The sequence below is a fragment of the Halorubrum sp. ARQ200 genome (genome assembly GCF_005435115.1).
GTDB lineage: Archaea > Halobacteriota > Halobacteria > Halobacteriales > Haloferacaceae > Halorubrum > Halorubrum tropicale.
Genome location: NZ_SGTZ01000002.1, coordinates 332,071 through 351,376 on the forward strand (window position 1 = coordinate 332,071; position 19,306 = coordinate 351,376).

General features: G+C 72.0%; 18 protein-coding genes. 12 read left to right on the forward strand and 6 right to left on the reverse strand.

Features of this window, described 5'->3' with window-relative positions:
• The first annotated feature begins 30 nt into the window (after nt 1–30).
• The 10 genes from EXE50_RS05030 to EXE50_RS05075 all read left to right on the forward strand — a co-directional run bounded on the left by EXE50_RS05030 (nt 31) and on the right by EXE50_RS05075 (nt 8,805).
• On the forward strand, nt 31–1,452 hold the full coding sequence (locus EXE50_RS05030; RefSeq protein WP_199241414.1) for a lamin tail domain-containing protein: 1,422 nt from the start codon (nt 31–33) through the stop codon (nt 1,450–1,452).
• A complete protein-coding gene (locus EXE50_RS05035; RefSeq protein WP_121599739.1) occupies nt 1,449–1,745 on the forward strand; it encodes a DUF3006 family protein in 297 nt (98 codons plus the stop codon). Before EXE50_RS05030 ends, EXE50_RS05035 begins: the two co-directional genes overlap by 4 nt.
• 115 nt (nt 1,746–1,860) lie before the next feature.
• The gene (locus EXE50_RS05040; protein WP_137704504.1) at nt 1,861–2,562 is read left to right on the forward strand and encodes an AAA family ATPase; all 702 of its coding nucleotides are present in this window, start codon (nt 1,861–1,863) and stop codon (nt 2,560–2,562) included.
• A gap of 99 nt (nt 2,563–2,661) precedes the next feature.
• Complete coding sequence (locus EXE50_RS05045) at nt 2,662–2,946, forward strand: translation initiation factor eIF-1A (RefSeq protein ID WP_006628131.1); 285 nt, start codon at nt 2,662–2,664, stop codon at nt 2,944–2,946.
• A 223-nt stretch (nt 2,947–3,169) separates the two neighbouring features.
• A complete protein-coding gene (trxA, locus tag EXE50_RS05050) occupies nt 3,170–3,511 on the forward strand; it encodes a thioredoxin (RefSeq protein WP_053771021.1) in 342 nt (113 codons plus the stop codon).
• 86 nt (nt 3,512–3,597) lie between these two features.
• Entirely contained in the window at nt 3,598–4,740 is a 1,143-nt protein-coding gene (locus EXE50_RS05055; RefSeq protein ID WP_137704505.1) for an aminotransferase class V-fold PLP-dependent enzyme, read from the forward strand.
• 72 nt (nt 4,741–4,812) lie between these two features.
• Nucleotides 4,813–5,370, forward strand: coding sequence for a class I SAM-dependent methyltransferase (locus EXE50_RS05060; protein ID WP_137704506.1), 558 nt, complete (start codon nt 4,813–4,815; stop codon nt 5,368–5,370).
• Nucleotides 5,371–5,465: 95 nt separating this feature from the next.
• Entirely contained in the window at nt 5,466–6,569 is a 1,104-nt protein-coding gene (locus EXE50_RS05065; RefSeq protein WP_053771018.1) for a DoxX family protein, read from the forward strand.
• A gap of 127 nt (nt 6,570–6,696) precedes the next feature.
• On the forward strand, nt 6,697–7,983 hold the full coding sequence (locus tag EXE50_RS05070) for a glucose-6-phosphate isomerase (protein WP_137704507.1): 1,287 nt from the start codon (nt 6,697–6,699) through the stop codon (nt 7,981–7,983).
• 87 nt (nt 7,984–8,070) lie between these two features.
• Complete coding sequence (locus EXE50_RS05075; RefSeq protein ID WP_053771016.1) at nt 8,071–8,805, forward strand: CPBP family intramembrane glutamic endopeptidase; 735 nt, start codon at nt 8,071–8,073, stop codon at nt 8,803–8,805.
• Between the two features lie 339 nt (nt 8,806–9,144).
• On the opposite strand, the gene EXE50_RS05080 is transcribed toward EXE50_RS05075, so the two are convergent.
• Nucleotides 9,145–10,440 carry a DNA double-strand break repair nuclease NurA gene (locus EXE50_RS05080; protein WP_053771015.1) on the reverse strand — a complete coding sequence of 432 codons (1,296 nt, stop codon included), beginning with the start codon at nt 10,438–10,440 and terminating at the stop codon, nt 9,145–9,147.
• 271 nt (nt 10,441–10,711) lie between these two features.
• On the opposite strand from EXE50_RS05080, the gene EXE50_RS05085 reads away from it, so the two are divergent.
• Nucleotides 10,712–12,619: a methyl-accepting chemotaxis protein gene (locus tag EXE50_RS05085; protein ID WP_137704508.1), complete on the forward strand. Its 1,908-nt coding sequence runs from the start codon at nt 10,712–10,714 to the stop codon at nt 12,617–12,619.
• A 56-nt stretch (nt 12,620–12,675) separates the two neighbouring features.
• Here the strand turns inward: EXE50_RS05085 and EXE50_RS05090 are convergent, their stop codons facing one another.
• The 3 genes from EXE50_RS05090 to EXE50_RS05100 all read right to left on the reverse strand — a co-directional run bounded on the left by EXE50_RS05090 (nt 12,676) and on the right by EXE50_RS05100 (nt 15,097).
• Entirely contained in the window at nt 12,676–13,062 is a 387-nt protein-coding gene (locus EXE50_RS05090; RefSeq protein WP_053771013.1) for a hypothetical protein, read from the reverse strand.
• Nucleotide 13,063: 1 nt separating this feature from the next.
• Nucleotides 13,064–13,567, reverse strand: a complete 504-nt coding sequence (locus EXE50_RS05095; RefSeq protein WP_199236369.1) for a DUF2240 family protein — start codon at nt 13,565–13,567, stop codon at nt 13,064–13,066.
• A 66-nt stretch (nt 13,568–13,633) separates the two neighbouring features.
• Nucleotides 13,634–15,097, reverse strand: coding sequence for a Na+/H+ antiporter NhaC family protein (locus EXE50_RS05100; RefSeq protein WP_053771012.1), 1,464 nt, complete (start codon nt 15,095–15,097; stop codon nt 13,634–13,636).
• Nucleotides 15,098–15,298: 201 nt separating this feature from the next.
• Here EXE50_RS05100 and EXE50_RS05105 point away from each other — a divergent pair, with 201 nt between their 5' ends.
• Nucleotides 15,299–16,282, forward strand: a complete 984-nt coding sequence (locus EXE50_RS05105) for an NOG1 family protein (RefSeq protein ID WP_053771011.1) — start codon at nt 15,299–15,301, stop codon at nt 16,280–16,282.
• A 39-nt stretch (nt 16,283–16,321) separates the two neighbouring features.
• On the opposite strand, the gene EXE50_RS05110 is transcribed toward EXE50_RS05105, so the two are convergent.
• Together EXE50_RS05110 and EXE50_RS05115 are read right to left on the reverse strand one after the other, a co-directional pair.
• The gene (locus EXE50_RS05110; RefSeq protein ID WP_137704509.1) at nt 16,322–17,065 is read right to left on the reverse strand and encodes an SIMPL domain-containing protein; all 744 of its coding nucleotides are present in this window, start codon (nt 17,063–17,065) and stop codon (nt 16,322–16,324) included.
• 60 nt (nt 17,066–17,125) lie between these two features.
• Nucleotides 17,126–19,285, reverse strand: coding sequence for a formate/nitrite transporter family protein (locus EXE50_RS05115; protein WP_137704510.1), 2,160 nt, complete (start codon nt 19,283–19,285; stop codon nt 17,126–17,128).
• Nucleotides 19,286–19,306 lie beyond the last annotated feature (21 nt).

The window sequence follows — 19,306 nt, forward strand, 5'->3', positions numbered from 1 at the left end:
CTCTTTCCCTGTGTAGCGCAGTAAGGAGATATGAAACGAACAGGGGGTGCGCTCGAAGTCCTCCTGGTCGTGGGGATCGTCGTCCTCGCGGGCTGTGCCGGCGCGGCGCCCGGCGATCAGTCGCCGATTGGGCCGGACACGGGCGACGAGACCGCGGCCGAGACGGCGAACGGGACCGTCGAGGTCCACTACATCAACGTCGGACAGTCGGTCAGTACGCTGATCCGCGGGCCGCGGGGCGAGACGATGCTCGTCGACACGGGACATTACAACGACGACGGGGAGTACGTGCTGGAGTACCTCCGGCGACACGACGTCACGCGGATCGACCACCTCGTCACCTCGCACAACGACGCGGACCACATCGGCGGCAACGCGGCGATCATCGGGTACTACGAGACGGAGGCCGACGGGATCGGAGCCGTCTACGACCCCGGGGTCGCCGCGAGCACGCAGACGTACGCCGAGTACCTCGACGCCGTCGAGGAACACGACGTGACGCTGTACGAGACGCGCGAGGGCGACGCGATCTCGTTCGGCGCGGTCGAGGTCGACGTGCTCGGGCCGCCCGAGCCGTACCTCGAAGGCGAAGCGCGCAACGAGAACAGCATCGTGCTGAAGCTCGCGCACGGCGAGACGAGCTTCCTGCTCTCCGGCGACGCCGAAGACGACCAGGAAGCGTACCTGATCGACACGTACGGCGCGGAGCTGCGGTCGACCGTGCTGAAGGCCGGCCACCACGGCTCGTCGAGCTCGTCGAGCGGCCCGTTCGTCGACGCGGTGGCGCCGCGGGCGGTCGTGGTGTCGAGCGCGTACGACTCGCAGTACGGGCACCCGACCCAGGAGGTGCTCCGGCGGTTCGCGGAGCGGTCGATCCCGACGTACTGGACCGCGACGCACGGGAACGTCGTCCTCGTGAGCGACGGGAGCGGCGTCTCCGTGCGGACGCAGCGCGACGCCCCCACCGGCCCGCTCGCGCTCCGCGACGCCGAACCGATCGACCCCGGCGCGGGGGGCGAGGTCGTCGAGCGCGCTCGCCTCGGTGGCGACCCGGTCGCGGGCGGGACCGACGGCGAGACCGGGGGCGACGACGGGGACGACGGGACGGCGACCGGCGCGGACGCGCTGGCGGTCGCCGCGATCAACGCGGACGCCGAGGGCGCCGACGGGGAGAACCTCAACGACGAGTACGTGGTCTTCGAGAACACGGGCGGGGAGCCGATCGACCTGTCCGGGTGGACCGTCGCGGACGAGGCGGGCCACAGCTACGAGTTCCCGGAGGGGTTCGCGCTCGACGCCGGGGAGACGGTCACGCTGCGGACCGGGAGCGGCGCGGACACAGAGAGGGACCTATACTGGGGGGCGGGGTCGCCGGTCTGGAACAACGCCGGCGACACCGTGATACTCTCGAACGCCGAGGGGGACCGCGTGCTGGAGGTGAGCTACGAGTGAGCGACGTCGACCTCCCGGACGGCGAGTACACCGCGGTCGTCGACGCCGTCGAGGACGGGCTCGCGACCGTGTTCTTCGAGCGGGACGGGGAGGAGGTGGGAGACGCGGTGGTGGACGCCGCGCGGCTCCCGCCGGACGGGCGACGCGCCGACGCCGTCCTCTCGGTGACTCTCGACGGCGAGCGCATCGAGTCCGCCGCCTACGATCCCGAGCGGACGGAGGCGCGCTCGGAGGCGGCGCAGGACCGGTTCGACCGGCTCTCGGAGCGGCCGCCGTCCGACGAGGACGCCTGACCGCTCGGGCGGTCGGCGCGCGCCGCGCCGCACGGACCGGAAGCGGAGCGCGGCGGGGCTCGCGGGGGCGGGCGATGCGAAGTTTCTTTAGCGTCACCCCGGAGGGTACGGGTAGATGAGCGACGGAGGCGGCCGACGACCGGACCGGGGCGAATCGCCGACTTCGAAGCGTGACGCGTCCGATTCTCTCGCTTCGGAGGCGTCGACCGCGGCCGCTTCGGTTACCGACGACGGGTCGCCGTCCGGGCGGCTGGTCGTCGTCTGCGGGCTCCCCGGCGTCGGCAAGACGACCGTCGCCGAACGGGTCGCCGACCGCGTCGACGGCCGGATCCGCCGCACCGACGTGATCCGCAAGGAGCTGTTCGACGACCCCGAGTACACCGACGCGGAGACCGCGGCCGTCTACGCCGAACTCCTCTCGCGCGCCCGCGACGACGTCGACGCCGGCGACGCCGTCGTCCTCGACGCGACGTTCGCTGACGCGCGGTTCCGCGCGGACGCCCGCGAGACCGCCGCCGCGGCCGCCGCCGAGTTCGACCTGGTCGAGGTCGCCTGCGACGAGGCCGTCGTCGAGCGATGGATCGAGCGGCGCGACGGGATCAGCGACGCGGACTTCGACATCCACCTCCGGTTCAAGGAGCTGTTCGACGAGATCGCGACCGACCACGTGGTCGTCGACAACTCCGGGACGCAGGCGGAGACGTTCGCGCAGGTCGACGCCGCGTTCGGCGGCCGCGCGCCCGGCGAGGACGCGCCGAGCGAGGAGGCCTCCGCCGCCGGCGACGACCGCTCGGCCGCGGTCACCGACGCGGAGTGAGGGCCCCGCCCGCGACGCGGAAATCGTGTGAACAGACCGCATGACGGGGGTACACACGCGTCTCCCATCACTTATACGGGCGAGCGCACTACGGGTGGTATGAGCGAAGAATCCGGGCGGAAGAACCTCCGCATGCCCAACGACGACGAAGTGTTCGCCGTGGTGACGGAACACCTCGGCGGCAACCACGTTCAGCTGCGCTGCGCCGACGGCGTGGAGCGCCTCGGTCGGATCCCCGGCCGCATGAAGTACCGCACGTGGATCAGCGAGGGCGACGTGGTCCTCGCCGAGCCGTGGGACTGGCAGGACGAGAAGGCGAACGTCGAGTGGCGGTACGAGGACGAGGACGCCGACCAGCTGCGCCGCGAAGGCCACATCCAGTAATCGAAGCGCGTGCCGCGTCGCCGCCGACCGGCATTTCTCAGTCTCTCTCAGCACTCCGACGCGCCGCGTTCGGGCGGTCGCCCGGTCAGCGTCGTTTCCGGCTCCGACAGCGGCCGGGCCGGCTCGTACCGCGACCCGGCCGGAGTGACGACGCGGGTCGTGTCTCGTAGTATTGTGAGTTCTATCCAAAACCATTATCACGTCGAGGCGCGTAGGCGTGGGTATGAGTTCGACAGAAGCGGCCCCTGCGGAACCGATCCAGCTGACCGACGCGGACGCGTTCGAGGCGCACGTCGCCGATAACGATGTCGTCCTCGTGGACTTCTACGCCGACTGGTGCGGCCCGTGTCAGATGATGGAACCGGCCGTCGAGGCGGTCGCGGCGGACACCGACGCGGCGGTGCTGAAGGTCGACGTCGACGTCCACCAGGCGTTGGCCGGCGAGTACGGGGTCCAGGGCATCCCGACCCTGCTCGTGTTCGCGGACGGCGAACTCGTCGACCGGATGGTCGGCGCGCAGTCCGAGCAGGCCCTGACCGACGCGATCGAGAAGCACGCCGCCTGAGCCGTCCCGAACGCGCAGCACGCCGAAGCAGCCGGGGCGCGGTCGGCGGCCGATCCGCCGCGGCCCGAGTCGCCGAAACCGACACCATGAGAACGATTCGACTCGACGACGACGGTATGACCCCCAGAGAGCTCCGCGCGGACGTCCCGGCCCTCGGCGACGCGGCGTACTTCAACTTCGGCGCGCACGGCCCGAGCCCGGAGTACGTCGTCGAGGCGGCGGCCTCGTTCGTCGAGGACCACGAGTACGGCTCCGCGACGACCGACCCCTACGAGCGCGCGTTCGAAACGTACGACCGGGTGCGCGAACGGATCGCCGCGTTCGTCGGCGCCGACCCCGAAGAGATAGCGCTCACCGAAAGCACGACCGACGGGATCAACCGCGTCGCCGGCGCGGTCGACTGGGAGCCGGGCGACGTGGTCGTCCGGACCGACCTCGAACACCCCGCCGGCGTCCTCCCGTGGCGGCGTCTCGAACGCGAGGGCGTCGAGGTGCGCGTCCTGGAGACGGAGGACGGTCGCCTCGACCGCGACGAGTACGCCGCGGCCGTCGCGGACGCCCGCCTCGTCTGCTTCAGCGCGATCACGTGGACGCACGGCACCCGACTCCCGGTCGCCGACCTCGTCGAGGTCGCGAACGACGCCGGCGCGTTCACCCTCGTCGACGCGGTCCAGTCGCCCGGGCAGATGCGCATGGACGTACACGAGTGGGGCGCCGACGCGGTCGCGGCCGCCGGCCACAAGTGGACGCTCGGCCCGTGGGGCGCCGGGTTCCTCTACGTCGACCGCGACGCGGCGGCCGACCTCGCGCCCCGCGCCGTCGGCTACCGGAGCGTCGCGGACCCGACCGGCGACGAGATCGAGTTCAAGCCGGCGGCGGGGCGGTTCGAGATCGGGACGACCACGGCGGCGGCCCACGTCGGCCTCGTCGAGGCGCTCGACGCGATCGACGCGGTCGGGCTCGACGCGATCGAGTCGCGGATCGAATCGCTCACCGACCGACTGAAGACGGGCGTGCCCGACGACCGGCTCCTCAGCCCGCGAGCCTACGAGTCGGGGCTCGTCACGATCGACGTCGACGACCCCGATGCGACCGTCGAGCGGCTCGGCGAGGAGGACGTCGTCGTCCGCTCGCTCCCGCACCCGAACGGGGTCCGGGTGTCGGTCCACGCGGTCTCGACGGAGACGGAGGTCGACCGGCTCCTCGACGCGCTGGAATCGGAGTGGTGAGTCGCGGCGGAAGCCGGCGGCCCCGCACCGCGCGACCGGACGCGTTTTAGTACTCCGCGGACAAGACCGCGCATGGGATTCCACACGTTCGACGCCGACCAGGCGGACCAGCTGGAGCGCCCCGGGCGGTACCGCTGGGTGTCCGCGGAGGAGCTGGTCGGGCCGCTGGTCGAGGCCGACGCCGCGGTCGTCGCCGACCTCGGCAGCGGCACCGGCTTCTACACGGACGACGTGGCGCCGCACGTCGAGACCGTCTACGGCGTCGACGTCCAGCGCGAGATGCACGACCGGTACCGCGAGAAGGGGACGCCGGAGAACGTCGAACTCGTCGCGAGCGACGTGGAGGACCTCCCGTTCGCGGACGGCGAACTCGACGGAGCCGTCTCGACGATGACGTACCACGAGTTCGCGAGCGACGCGGCGGTCGCGGAGCTCGCGCGCGTCGTGCGCTCGGGCGGCGTCGTCGCGACGTTCGACTGGTCGGCCGACGGCGACGGCGAGCGGGGCCCGCCCGTCGACGAGCGGTTCGCCGCCGCCGACGCGGTCGCCGCGCTGGAGGCCGCGGGCTTCGAGGTCGCCTCGGCGGCGACGCGGACAGAGACGTTCGGCGTCGTCGCGCGGGCGCCGTAACGCCCGCCGCCGAGGGGACGAACCGACCGTCTCAGCCCCTTTGACGAACGTTCGTGAAGAAATAGCGTTAGGTGCGTCCGGCCCGTAACGCGGGCATGTCCGTTCGTCACCGATCGGTCGCCGCCGCCGCGGTCGCACTGCTCGCGACGCTCGTCGCGCGGCCGGTCGCCGCCCACGTCGACTACGTCACCGAGGACTCGGGCGACCCGCTCGACGCGGCGGCGTTCGTCGCCGAGGTGCTCTCGGACCCGTTCAACGCGGCCCTCTTCGCCGGGTCCGGGCTCGTCGCGGTCGCCGGGCTGGCCGCGTACCTCCGGGTGCGCCCGACCATCGTCGACGTCGTCGTCCTCCGGGAGAAGCTCGCCGGGTACGGCGACCTCGTCCCGTGGATGCTGCGGCTCGCCGTCGGGCTCCCCCTCGTCGGCGCCGGCTTCCAGGGGTACCTGTTCGCGCCGACGCTCTCGTTCGACCCCGCGGCGAGCCCGCTCCTCCGGCTCCTGTTCATCGGGCTCGGCTTCGCCCTCCTCTTCGGGCTCGCGACCCGGATCGCCGCCGCGGTCGGCCTGCTGACGTACGCGTGGGTGCTCGTCGCGGTCGACCCGCTCGTCGTCCTCGCGGTGGAGTACGTCCCGGTGTTCGTCGCGCTGGGGATCCTCGGCGGCGGGCGGCCGAGCGCCGACGACATGCTCCTAGAGGTCGCGAGCACGCCCGGGTCGTACTACGGTCGGGTCGACCCCGTTCACCACCTGAAGTCGTTCCTCGACGAGGCGACCGGACCGCTGCGGCGCTACGTGCCGACCGTGCTGCGCGTCGGGATGGGCGTCTCGTTCGTCTACCTCGGGCTGATCCAGAAGCTGGCCGACCCGGGGAGCGCGCTTCAGGTCGTCGAGAAGTACGACCTCACGTCGGTCGTGCCGGTCGACGCGGGGCTGTGGGTCGTCGGCGCCGGCGTGACCGAGGTCGCCGTCGGCCTCGCGCTGATCGCGGGTTTCTTCACCCGCGGCGCGGCCGCCCTCTCGTTCGCCCTGTTCACGACGACGCTGTTCGGGCTGCCCGACGACCCGGTCCTCGCGCACGTGGCGCTGTTCGGCATGGCCTCGGCGGTGTTCACGCTCGGCTCCGGTCCGCTGGCGTTCGACCGCTGGGTCGGTCGACCCGCGCTCGGCGAGGAGGAGGAACCGATCGCGGCCGCCGACTGATCGAGCGCCGATCGACCGGGGGCCGACCGAGCCCCGTCGCTCGCGCGTCGCGCCGACCGGCGGCGGGGCGACGGGCGACCGCCGTCCGCCGGCGGTTATTAAGTCCCTCTCGCGCGGTGAGACACGTATGCGAGTGGACCTCGGTAACGCCCTGGAGACGACCCCGGGGCTCACGACGGAGACGTTGGACAGGCTCGACGACCGCGTCGCGGCCGCGCACGAGCGGATCGCGACCGGGATGGCCGACGACGAGTTCGGGTACGCCGCCCTGACCCTCCCCGAGACAGCGGACCCGGACGCGATCTACGCCGCGGTCGACGGGTTCGACCGGCCCGAGGCGGTGCTGACGGTCGGCATCGGCGGGAGCGCGCTCGGCGCGGCGACGCTGTCGAACGCCCTCGCGAGCGACGTGGACGCCTACGTCCTCGACAACGTCGACCCCGACGACGCCCGGCGCCTGCTCGCCGACCTCCCGCTGGACGACACCGTCGTCAACGTGGTCTCGAAGTCGGGGACGACCGCGGAGACGCTCGCGAACTTCCTCGTCGTCCGCGAGGCGATGGCCGACGCGGGCGTCGACTGGACCGAGCGCACCCTCGTCACCACGGGCGAGACGGGGAACCTCCGAGAGCTGGCCGACCGCCACGACCTGCCTTCGCTGCCGGTCCCCGACGGGGTCCCCGGGCGGTTCTCGGCGCTGTCGACGGTCGGGCTCGCGGTCGCCGCGCTCCAGGGCCACGACGTGGAGGCCGTCCTCGCTGGCGGCCGCGACGGGATGGACGCGCTCGCGGGGTCGCTGTACGAGTCGCCCGCCTACGCCTACGGGGCGGCGACGTACGCGCTCGCGGATCGGGGCGCGCTCACCAACGCCGTGATGCCGTACGCCGAGTCGCTGGAGACGTTCGCGGAGTGGTTCGCCCAGCTGTGGGCCGAGAGCCTCGGGAAGGACGGGCTCGGGCAGACGCCCGCCCGCGCGCTCGGCGCGACCGACCAGCACTCCCAGCTCCAGCTGTACCGCGCCGGCCCGCCGGACAAGCTGGTGACGCTCGTGCGCCCGACCGAGCGCGCCGACGCGCCGATCCCGGAGACCGACCTCGACGGGCTCGCGTACCTCGGCGGCTCGTCGCTCGGCGACCTGCTCGACGCGGAGTTCGAGGCGACCGAGGCGAGCCTCGCGGCCGCCGGCGTCCCAAACGTGCGCGTCGAGGTCGACCGCGTCGACGAGCGCGCGCTCGGCGAGCTGCTGTTCGGGATGGAGGCGGCCTGCGTGCTGTACGGCGAGCTCGCGAGCGTCTCGACGTTCACGCAGCCCGCGGTCGAGTGGGGCAAGAAGGCGGCCCGGGGGCTCCTCGGCGGCGGCGACTTCGCGGAGGCCGAGGCGGTCGACGAGAAGCGCGAACTGCGGATCGAGTGACTTCCGCGCCCGCTCCCGAGTCAGACGCGCGGCGACCGCTGAGCGACATCCGGTGCGTCTAAGCCTCGGGGCGCCGTACGCCCTCCAATGAGCGACGACGCACCCGGCTCGGCGGTCGCCGAGCGAGTGCTCCGGGTCGCGAGCGCGCTGTTCGCGATCGTGTTCGCCCTCCTCGTCGCGAGCGCGATCACGGTCCCGGCGGCGGAGTTGGCGGTCTCGATCGGGCTGGTCGCGGAGGGGTCGACCGGCTACCAACTGCTCCGGACGGTGCTCCAGTTCGGCGGGTTCGCGGTCGCGGTCGCCGGGTACCTCGCGATCACGGGCGAGTGGGAGCTCGCCCGCGCGTCCCGGCCCGACGCGCGCCAGGCGGCGATCGTCGTCGGCGGCGGGGCCGTCCTCTTCGCGTTCCAGTACGGCGCGCTGTTCGCGCTCGATCAGGTCGGGCTCTCGACCGGACAGAACCAGGCGGTCGTCCCCGCGGGCGACCCGGTCACCTACTACCTCGCGATGATCGCGGTGTCGCTCGCGGTGGTCGGCCCGGTCGAGGAGCTGCTGTTCCGCGGCGTCGTCCAAGGGGGCGTCCGGCGCGCGTTCGACGCCGTCCCCGCGGTGCTCATCGCGAGCCTCGCGTTCGGCCTGATCCACCTCCCCTCGGTCTCCGGCACCCCGGCCGAGCGGTGGGCGTACGTGGGCGTCGTCGTCGTGCTCGGGTCCGTCCTCGGCGCGCTCTACGAGTGGACGGACAACGTCGTGGTCCCGGGGTTAGCGCACGGCGTGTACAACGCCGCCATCTACGTGGTGCTGCTCTCGCAGGCGCTCTGAGGGCCGGAGCGACGTTCCTACGGACACCTATCACCTTCGCGGTGGCGCGTGCCTGCGAGCGGCCGCCACCGGCGGCCGCGAGGAGCACGCGCGAGGGAGTCGCTGGCGGCGGTCGCCGCCAGCGACGAGGCTGGGGAGGCGTGAGGCGCCGTGCGGCGCAGTGCGGGGCGGGACTCAGAGGGGCAGCCGCGAGGCCGTCGCAGACGACGCAAGCACCGCAGTGAGTGAGCGAAGCGAACGAGCGAGGAGCACAGCGAGTGTGCGGCGGCCTCGCGGCTGGGGATTTGGAGGTCTCGCCGTCGTCACGGAGTCAGCTCGTTACACGAAGTCGACCGCGTCTCAGTACCCGTCCGTCCCCCAGCGCAGGTCGTCGTAGGTCGCCTGCTGGTCGCTGCCGAGCCGCTCCTCGAACTTCCGGCGGAGCGCCGCCTTCTCGGTGGCCGAGATCCGGGCCAGCTCGTCGGCCTTCGCGACCGGCTCCGGCGGGCCGCGCGTCGCGGCCACCTCCGCGACCACCTGCCGGGTGAGCCGCTCGCGGGTCGCCGGATCGCGCGCGAACGCGTACGGCGCCTCCAGCTTGTACGTCACGTCGGTCCGGGGGTCGTAGACGACCATGAACGTCGGCTCGTACAGCGCCGGGTCGAGCTCGCGCTCGACGCCGAGCGCGTCGCCGTCGGCGGCCATCGGCGCGTCCGCGCCGCCGCGGCTGCGGAACCACGTGGTGAAGGTGAGGTCGTCGTCGAGGCGGGCGCCGCGGTCCGCGTCGCGGTCGCCCGCGGCGCCCGCGCCGCCGACGCCGTCCCCGTCCGGCTCGCGCCGCTCCAGCAGGCGGGTGAACAGCGCGGTGTCGTCGGGCCACGGCGACTCGACGCCGGCGCGCGCGAGCGCCCGGACCGCGGTGGTGCTCGCGGGGTTCTTGACGAAGCCGGCCAGCGGCACGTCCCGCTCGACGAACCGCTCGACGAGGCGGACGTACTTCTCGACCACCGCGCGGGGTTTCGCCTCGCGGGCGAGCGCGCCCAGTTCCGGGTCGCGGTCGGCCCAGGTGAACAGCTCCTTCGGGTAGACGGGGCCGTCGAGGACGAGGAGCTCGTCGACCTCGTCGGCGTGGTCGAGCGCGTGGGTCCCCTCGGCGAGGTACAGGGCCAGCGCGTGGACGACCCGCTCCGCGTAGCGGTTCACCCGCGGGACGTGAAACACGCGCTGGCGAGTGTGGCCCTCGTCGCGGCGGGTCCACTCGCTGTCGAAGCCGGCGGTCGAGTCGCCGGCGTGGACGGTGGCGACGATGGTGCGGTCGCGGTGGAGGTCCAGGTCGGTCGGCGAGCTCGCCATCGCCGCGTGCGCGACGTCGACGACGAGCCCGTTCTTGAACGTCGTGGGGTTGATCGTCCCCGAGTCGAGGCCGTGGACCGTCTCGTACGGGCGCGCCGCGAGCGCCACGTCGTCGATGGCGGCGCGCCGGCGCTCGTGGTCGCCGAGCGCTTCGACGACGACTCGGCCGTCGGCGCGGAGCTCCGGGAGCCACTCGCGCCACACGCGCTCCGCGAGGTCGTCGTGGTCCGTCGCGTCCACGTCGCCGCCGATGCCGTACGCGAGCCGGGCGATGTTCTCGACGTGGATCGGATCGAGCGTCACGACCGTACCGCGGACCGGCCGAAGGTAAAACCCGTCGGCCGCGCCGGCGGCGGCGTCACCCGGCCGAGGGCGACGAGGCGACCGGGGCGACACCGCTCGCGTCCGCGAACACGTTCGACTATCGCCGAAGAAGGGGCAATAGCGGCCGGTAGCTGGTGTCAACTAGACACCACCAATTGTCTTAATTTCCGGCCCCTCAGAGCCTAAACGACGATATCAGCGATAATAGTTGGAGGCGATGTGCTTTTATGATATACGACAACCGACGGATATGGCAGAGACTGCGACGGGGGTCGACGCGGGGGGATCGGGCGGGCTGACGGAGAAGGTGCGCGAGGTGCTCCGCTACGTCCCGGACGGCACTTCGATGCCGACGGAGATGTGGAAGCCACGACACCGGAACATCCTGATAGCCACCGTTATTCAGGTGCCGTTCCTGGTCGCGATGGGGCTGTACAGCGGGACCGAATCGATCACCGGGGCGCAGATCCCCGCGACGCCGCTGTGGATGCTCGGCGGGTTCGTCGCCGTCATCCTCGGCACCGCCGGGCTGGCGAGCTTGTCGCAGCTCGACCGCCGCCAGCGGACGGTGCTCACGGCGTTCAGCCTGATGACCGTCTCGATGGCGATGGTGAAGCTGTCCGGCGGATACATCGAGGCGCACTTCAGCTTCTTCGTGTTCGTCGGGGTGCTCGCGCTGTACGAGGACTGGCTCCCGTTCGCCGTCGGCGTCCTGTACGTGGCGGTCGGCCACGGCGCGTTCAGCCTCATCGATTCGAGCCTCGTCTACAACCACACCGCGGCGATCGAGAACCCGGTGATCTGGGGGGGCATTCACGCCTTCTTCGTGCTCGGGCTGGTCGGCGCGCTGATGGTCAACTGGTACTCGATCGAGAAGTCGCGCGAGGCGGCCCGAGAGCAGCTCGAACTCGCGGAGCAGAAGCAGTCCGAGATCCAGGACGTCGAGGCCGCGAAGGCCGAGGTCGAGAAGCGCCGCGAGGAGGTCGAACGCCTGAACAGCCACCTGGAGACGAAGGCCGACGCGTACAGCGCCGCGATGGACCGGGCGGCCGACGGCAACCTGACCGTCCGGCTCGACGCGGACAGCGAGAGCGAGGCGATGGCCCAGATCGGCGAGGCGTTCAACGGCATGATGGACGACATCGACGAGGCGATGGGCGAGGTCCGCTCGTTCGCCGGGGAGGTGTCGACCGCGAGCGCGAACACGGTCGACGGCGTCGAGACCGCGGCCGACCGCAGCGAGGTCGTCAGCCAGTCGGTCACGGAGATCGCCGAGGGCGCCGACGAGCAGCGCGAGATGCTCCGGCAGGTGTCCGACGAGATGAACGACCTCTCGGCGACGATCGAGGAGGTCGCCTCCTCGACCGAGACCGTCGTGGACGTCGCCGAGCAGACGGCCGACATCGCCGACGACGGCGAGGAGACCGCCGAGGCCGCCATCGAGCGCGTCGAGGAGTCCCGCGAGGCGCTGGACAGCGCGGCCGACACCGTCCAGCAGCTCGACGAGCGGATGGAGGACATCGGCGAGATCGTCGACCTCATCGGCGACATCGCCGAGCAGACGAACCTGCTCGCCCTGAACGCGAACATCGAGGCGGCCCGCGCCGGCGGCGGCGGGGGCGGGAGCGACGGCTTCGCGGTCGTCGCCGACGAGGTGAAACAGCTCGCCGAGGAGACGCAGGACGCGGCCACGGAGATCGAGGAGCTGATCGGCGCCACGCAGTCGCAGACCGAGGGGACCGTCGAGGCGGTCCGGAGCGCCGAGGAGAACATCGCCGCCGGCGCCGACGCCGTCGACGACGCCGCGGACGCGTTCGCGCGAGTGTCGGACAACGCCGCGGAGGCCGGCGAGGGGATCCGCGAGATCAGCCGCGCCACCGACGATCAAGCGGCCAGCACGGAGGAGACCGTCTCGATGGCCGAGGAGGTCGCCGACATCAGCGGGTCGACGGCCGACGAGGCCGACGCGGTCGCCGAGGCCGCGGACGAACAGCTGAGCGCGATGAGCGAGGCGACGAGCGAGGCGGGGTCGCTCGCGGAGCAGGCCGAGCGGCTCGGCGCGCTCGTCCGCGAGTTCGACGTCTCCGGCGAGGGGGCCGACCCCGGCGCCGCGCCCGGCCCGAGCGTCGCGGTCGGCGACGGCGGACAGCCCGAGTAGCGACCCCCGAGACGGGCTCCCCCGCCCGTCGGCGACAATTTCTCACCCGGCGCGGATCACTCGGCGTCGGGCCCGGTTCGAAGCGCTTCGAGGACCGCGAGCGATCGCTTCACGGCCGCGCCGTCCTCGACGAACACCAGCGTCCGCGGCGGGCGGACCGCCTTCGGGCGGACCCGGAGGCCCGCGGCCGCCGCGGCGTCGGCGACCGCGTCCGGGGCCGTGAGCGCCTCGATCCGCGCGCGGTCCGGCTGGACGTACACCTCGGCGACGGGGTCGCCGGCCTCGCGGGCGATCCGGTACGCCAGCGCGCCGTCCGGCGTCGGCTCGACGTCGCGGTCGGCGTCGGCGACGGTCAGCCCGCGGAGCCCGCTCTCGTTGCCGGTCACCTCGGAGGCGAGCAGCTGCGCGATCCGGACGCCGTCGTCGAGGCGGTCGGCGACCATCTCACGCGACCTCCGGGTCGTCGGCGTCGGTCGGCTCCGCGGTCCCGTCGTCGCCCGCGTCGGCGGCGAGCGCCTCGCGCACGTCGGCCGCGAGCCGGTCGACCGCGGCGCCCTGCTCGCGGGCGTAGAGGACCGCGGCGGCCTCGATGGTGACCGCGAGCGCCCGCTGGCGCTCGTTGATCGCGGCGACCGCGCGCTGCTTCTCGACGCCGGCGGCGACGATGGCGTCGAGCGCGCTCTCGAAGGTGGACTGCTCGCGGAGGACGGACTCGTCGGGGACGAACCCCTCCGGGACGGTTACCTCCGCCGGGTCGAACTGCGGGACGAGGTCGCCGTCCTCGGACGCCAGCAGCCCCCGACCGACGGCGACGTCGACGAGCCGCTTCGCCTGGTCGGGCGAGAACCACTCCCGCTCCAAGGACAGCGCGACGACGAACTCCCCCTGGCCGAGCCGGTCCTGTGCCCGGGTCTTGAACGGGGCGGCGACGGCGACCTCCAGGCTCATGTGAGACGGACGGCGCGGCGGCCGCGTAAACGTGTCGAACGCGGGGCCGGTCGGTGCGCGCGTCAGTCAGTCGTCGCTGCCCGGCGCGGCGGCCGCGTCGGTCGCGGCGGGGTCGGCCGAGGCCGGGCTCGCGTCGAGCGTGTAGCCCGTCGCGGCCATGACGAACAGCACGAGCGGCGAGAGGAACGCGAACAGGTAGTACGGCGCGTACGCCAGCGTCGGCACGCCAGTGGCGCTCGCCATGAAGACGGCGCCGGCGTGCCACGGGAACAGCGCGCCGGTCGGCGTGCCGGCGGCCTCGACCGCGCGGGAGAGCTGGTCGGTGTCGAGCCCGAACTCGTCGTACGCGTTTCGGAGCGTGACGCCCGGGAGGACGATGCTCATGTACTGCTGGGAGGTGAGCGCGTTGATGAAGATCGCGGAGACGCCCGTCCCCCCGACGAGCAGGCCCGGGCTCCGCACGCCGGAGACGAACGCGTGGGCGATCACCGCGAGGACCCCGGTCCGCTCTAAGATTCCGCCGAGCGAGAGGGCGGCGACGACGACCGTGATCGTCCACGCGGAGCCGGTGAGCCCGCCGGTGGCGAGGAGGTCGTTCACCGTCTGGGACCCGGACTCCGGCGCGGTCCCGTACATGAATATCTCCCACGCGGCGACGAAGCCGGTTCCCTGGAGGAGCATCGTCGTGAACGCACCGGCGAACACGCCGGCGACGAGGGTCGGGAGGGCGGCGTAGCCGCGCAGCGCCAGCCCGAAGGTGACGACGAGGGGGACGAACGCGAGGACGGTGATCGCGTACGCCTCCGTGAGTCCGCCCTGAATCGCCGCGATCTCGCCCGTCGGTATGTCGCCGCTCGTGCGGAGGCCGAGGGCGGCGAAGCCGACGACCGCGAGGCCGAAGGCGATCGCGGTGCCGGTCCGCATCCGGCGGATGTGCGCGTACAGGTCGGTGTTCGTGACGCCGGCCGCGAGGTTCGTCGTGTCGGAGAGGGGCGACTGCTTGTCGCCGGCGTACGCGCCCGAGAGGACGGCGCCGACCGTCATCGGCGCGGGAACGCCGAGCCCCGCGCCGATCCCGACGAAGGCGACGCCGAGCGTCCCGACCGTGGTCCACGAGGAGCCGATCGCGAACGCGACGACCGCGGCGAGCACCGCGGCCGCGGGGAGGAATATCGTCGGCGAGAGGAACTCCAACCCGTAGTACATCAGGCTGGGGATCGTGCCGGCGCTGACCCACGTGGCGATCAGCCCGTAGATGGTGAAGATGATGAGCAGCGCCTGGAGGCCCATCACGAGGCCGTTGGCGATGCCGTCGAAGAGGTCCTCCCAGTCGTAGCCGAGCCAGAGGCCGAAGGCGCCTACGAAGGCGATACTCCAGATGAGCGGCGGGTGCGGGTCAAGGCCGAGGAGGGCCGAGCCGATTCCGAGGAACGCCACGACGGCGAGGACCGGGACCAGCGCCGCCGCCAGGCTCGGGCGACGGTCGGGGTCGAGGTCCTCGTACGACGTCGGCGTGAACGAGCGTGCCATGAGCGGTTGTATTTCTCTGAAGCATAAATATATCTCGAAATATGAGCGTAAAAGATAACTATCGTTCATCACAGACGCGGTCCCTCGGCGCCGGCCGCCCCCGCTGTCCCCACAGACCCCGCGTCCGCCCGTGTGCCGCCGTGTCGCGGCGGTCCGCGAACGGACGCTCTTATACGCGTCGGCGGTGAAACGCGGGTAACAATGATATTTGAGGGCCTCCCGACGACTCCGCGCGCGGAGGAACTCGTCGACAAGGCGTTCTCGCGGGCGTCGCGGGCCGGGCGCGCGAAGCGCGGCCACGAGGCGCAGGAGTCGATGCTACGGACCGCCGGCAACGTGCTCTCCGACAACTTAGAGAACGTCGTCACCTCGTGGCCCGACTTCGGCTTCGACGTGGACCCGTTCTACTACGAGCTCGCCGACGCCATCGTCGACGTGGACCGCCTCCGTCAGGCGCTCTCGCAGGTGATGTGGGCCAGCCGCCAGATCGAGGACCTCCGCGACGAGTACACGACGAAGATTCGGAACTCCGACGTCGACACCGCGCGGAAACACCGGAAGCAGGCGTTCGCTCGCATGGCCGACGTAATGGACCAGATCGAAGACGACCTGCGCTACATCGGGGACTCGCGGGACCAGCTGAAGGTCCTCCCCGACGTCAGGCCCGACGAGCCCGCCATCGTCGTCGCCGGCTACCCGAACGTCGGGAAGTCGTCGTTCGTCAACCGCGTCACCCGCGCGTCGAACCAGATCGCGGAGTACCCGTTCACCACGAAGGGCGTCCAGATCGGCCACTTCGACCGGAACCACGTCCGGTACCAGATCGTCGACACGCCCGGCCTGCTCGACCGCCCCGAAGACGAGCGCAACGACATCGAGCGGCAGGCGGTGAGCGCCCTCGAACACCTCGCCGACGCCGTCGTTTTCGTCATCGACCCCTCCGGGGACTGCGGCTACCCCCTCGACGTCCAGATCGAGCTGCGCGAGGAGGTCCGCGAGCTGTTCGGCGCCGACGTGCCGCTGCTCACGGTGGCGAACAAACACGACCGCTTCGAGGCGGTGAAGGCGGAGTCCGTCGACGCGACGATGAGCGTCACCGAGGATGAGAACGTCGAGGCCGTCCTCGACATGGCCGTCGAGGCGGTCGGCTTCGAGCCAGACCTCCCCACGCGCGACGGGGAGTAACCGAGCCGGGTCGGACGGAAAGAGAGCGGTCGCCGCCGGTCAGGCCGGGACGGCCTCGTAGACGACGTTCACCGAGACGCGCACGGTCACGTCGCCGGTCTGGACGCTCGTGGACGCGCCTCCGGCGTCGCCGCCGGCGGCCGCGTAGCGCTCCGCGACGAACGGCGTCGAGCCGGACTGCGCCGTGGAGACGTCGTACACGCCGACCACTTCGAGGTCGCTCGCGTTCGCGAGGACGGCGGCGTCGTCGTCGGCGTTCGCCATTGCCGCCGTGATCGCCTCCTCGCGGAGCTCGCGCTCGCGCTCCTCGCTCAGGCCGAACCGGATCCGCTGGACCTGGTCGGCGCCGGCGTCGATCGCGACGTCGATGACCTCGCCGACTGCCTCGACGTCGCCGAGTTCGATCGCGTACTGGTGGACGCCCTCGTAGCGCGTCCGGTTCGGGTCGTCCCGGGTCTCGTAGGCCTCCCGCACGTCGTAGCGCTCCGTGCGGATCGCCTCCTCGTCGAGCCCCCAGTCGGTCAGGGCCGCGCGGAGGTCGGCCTCGTCGGCGGCCAGCTCGTCGCGGACCGCCTCGGCGTCGCCGCCGGTCGCGGTGACCGCGACCCGGAGGGTGGCGCGGTCCGGGGCGGACGCCGCCTCGCCGGTGGCCGTCACTTCGATGCTCCGCTCCAGTTGCACGTCGTCGCCGCCGGTCGGGGTGGCGGTGCCCGCGAACCCCGCACAGCCGGCCAGCGCGACGAGCGCCGCGATGCCGATAAGTGCCGTCAGTCGCCTGTTCATACGCGACCGTTCGCGCCCGGACGACGTATAAACCGCAGATAACGCAAAGAGCCGTTTTGCCTATCGGTCGCCGTCGCGCTCGGCGTCCGCCTCCTCCGCGGCCTCCTCGTCCGCCGCGTCGTGGTCCGCGACGAACGTGTCGTCGAGGTGCGGCTGCTCGTCTTCTGGGCCGTCGTCGTCTGCGGCGGACGCCCCGTCGGCGTCGGCGGACGCCCCGTCGGCGTCGGCGGACGCCCCGCCGACATCGGCGAGGGCGCCGTCCGCCTCGCCGTTCCCGGTCGCGTCCGCGTGGTCGCCGGCGTCCGCCTCGTGGTCCTCGATCGACCGCACGTCGGTCCCCGCCGACCGCTCCGGGTCGCGCTCGACCCCGGGAGACAGGTCGGTGGCCCGGCGACCGGAGCCGAACAGGCGCTCGCGCAGCGACCGGCTGCTCGGCCGCTCGGTGAGCAGCACGGAGGCGTCGACGTCGTGGATCACGTCGAGGTGGAGGGAGTTCGAGACGAGCCGCGAGAGCAGCCCCTTCTCCGTGGCGCCGATGATGACGAGCGTCTTGTCGGCGGCGGCCCGGCAGATCCCGTCCTCCACGTCGCCGCCGTCGTCGACGACGAGTTCGGCGTCGTCGAGCCCGTGTTCGTCGGCCCAGCCCGCGAGGAACGCCTCGCCGCGCGCCCTGTCGCTCGGGTCGTCGACGACGTGGAGCAGCGTCACCTCGGCGCCGGTCGTCTCGGCGAGCACCCGCGCCACCTCGGCGCTGAGCGCCGAGTCGGGGCCCCCGGAGGTCGGGATGAGGATCCGCGAGGTGTCCAGTTCGTGCTCGTTGAGGATGAGGAAGTCGCAGGGGAGCTGGTTGGTGAGCTCGTCGATCGGCCGCTCGGCGCGGGCGGCGCTCCACAGCTGGTCGTCGCCCCAGCCCATCAGCACGGCGTCGGGGCGGGTCCGGCGCGCCATGTTGAACATCTCCTCGAACGAGCGGTGCGAGACGACCGTCGAGGTCGACACGTCCACGTCGTAGTCGGCCGCGGTCGACCGGAGGTTCCCCATCCCCTCCGCGGAGACGTCCGCGATGCGACGCCCGGCGTCGCCGGAGGACAGCGACATCCGCTCGGGCGCCTGGACGACGTGGACGATGTGGACCACGCCGTCCTCGTGGCTGCTCGCGAGCCGCGCCGCGAGCTCGACGATCGGCCCGTCGGTCCGGGGGTTCGTGATCGGCACCATGATCCGGTACCCCTCGCCGGCGAACAGCGTGGCCTCGGTCGCGTCCAGGATGGGGACGTACGAGCGCCCGGCCGCGCGGCCGAACACCCACTCCGGGACGGTGAGGCGGCGGCTCATGCCCTCGAAGCGCGCCTCTTCGAGGCGCTCCTCGCTGGTCTGGAAGTAGTTGACGAGCGTGACGAGCACGACCCCGCCGATCGTGTTCCCGAGCAGCACTGGGAGGACGAACCCGACGAGCCCTGCGAGGAGGCTGATCTCGGCGCCGTACAGCGGGATACCGTCCTCGAAGAACAGGAAGAGGACCTCGGTGAAGGAGACGACCACGTGGAAGAGGTCGCCGAGCGGGATCGCGAGGAACGCGAGGTAGACGACGAGCATCCGGCTGACGGAGTCGGTGGAGGCGAAGCCGACCCAGACGACGCCGGCGACGATGAGCCCGGCCATCGCGGCCTTGAAGAACAGCGGGACGAAGTCGACGGCGAAGCCGCCCTGCGAGATGTACCGCGCCGCGTCGACGGTCTCGCCGGTGAAGACGCCGCCGTACGAGAGGACGAGGGCCCCGATCGCGCCGCCGACGAAGTTGCCCGCCAAGACGATCGACCAGTGGCGAAGCAGGGTCGGGAGGCTCGCGAGCCGTTCGAGCGTGAGCGCCACCGGCGGCAGCGTGTTCTCGGTGTACAGCTGGTAGCCGCCGATGATGATGTAGATGAACCCGAGCGGGTACAGCAGGACGCTCAGGATGGGGTGCGAGTCCGTCGCCGCCGTCAGCGACGCGTACAGCATGAACGTGATCGTGATCGCCAGCCCGGCGGCGAGCCCGCTGAAGAACAGCTCACGGCTCCCCGAGGTCACCTCCTCGTCCGCGGCCGCGATGATCCGCTGGAACACCTCGTCGGAGGAGAAGCGGTCCCGGACGGCCTCGCCGACCGCGGGCGCCCCGCTCCGGGACCGCTCGACGACCTCCCGCATGGAATCGTCGTCGGGTTGCTGTGAGTCGGTCACTGGCGGGTCTCACGGCACCCC

Bases quoted from the DNA above. Each gene is read 5' to 3' on its own strand.
- EXE50_RS05030 (WP_199241414.1), top strand. From the start codon at position 31: ATGAAACGAACAGGGGGTGCGCTCGAAGTCCTCCTGGTCGTGGGGATC.
- EXE50_RS05040 (WP_137704504.1), top strand. From the start codon at position 1,861: ATGAGCGACGGAGGCGGCCGACGACCGGACCGGGGCGAATCGCCGACT.
- EXE50_RS05045 (WP_006628131.1), top strand. From the start codon at position 2,662: ATGAGCGAAGAATCCGGGCGGAAGAACCTCCGCATGCCCAACGACGAC.
- trxA (WP_053771021.1), top strand. From the start codon at position 3,170: ATGAGTTCGACAGAAGCGGCCCCTGCGGAACCGATCCAGCTGACCGAC.
- EXE50_RS05055 (WP_137704505.1), top strand. From the start codon at position 3,598: ATGAGAACGATTCGACTCGACGACGACGGTATGACCCCCAGAGAGCTC.
- EXE50_RS05060 (WP_137704506.1), top strand. From the start codon at position 4,813: ATGGGATTCCACACGTTCGACGCCGACCAGGCGGACCAGCTGGAGCGC.
- EXE50_RS05065 (WP_053771018.1), top strand. From the start codon at position 5,466: ATGTCCGTTCGTCACCGATCGGTCGCCGCCGCCGCGGTCGCACTGCTC.
- EXE50_RS05070 (WP_137704507.1), top strand. From the start codon at position 6,697: ATGCGAGTGGACCTCGGTAACGCCCTGGAGACGACCCCGGGGCTCACG.
- EXE50_RS05075 (WP_053771016.1), top strand. From the start codon at position 8,071: ATGAGCGACGACGCACCCGGCTCGGCGGTCGCCGAGCGAGTGCTCCGG.
- EXE50_RS05085 (WP_137704508.1), top strand. From the start codon at position 10,712: ATGGCAGAGACTGCGACGGGGGTCGACGCGGGGGGATCGGGCGGGCTG.
- EXE50_RS05090 (WP_053771013.1), bottom strand. From the start codon at position 13,062: ATGGTCGCCGACCGCCTCGACGACGGCGTCCGGATCGCGCAGCTGCTC.
- EXE50_RS05095 (WP_199236369.1), bottom strand. From the start codon at position 13,567: ATGAGCCTGGAGGTCGCCGTCGCCGCCCCGTTCAAGACCCGGGCACAG.
- EXE50_RS05100 (WP_053771012.1), bottom strand. From the start codon at position 15,097: ATGGCACGCTCGTTCACGCCGACGTCGTACGAGGACCTCGACCCCGAC.
- EXE50_RS05105 (WP_053771011.1), top strand. From the start codon at position 15,299: ATGATATTTGAGGGCCTCCCGACGACTCCGCGCGCGGAGGAACTCGTC.
- EXE50_RS05110 (WP_137704509.1), bottom strand. From the start codon at position 17,065: ATGAACAGGCGACTGACGGCACTTATCGGCATCGCGGCGCTCGTCGCG.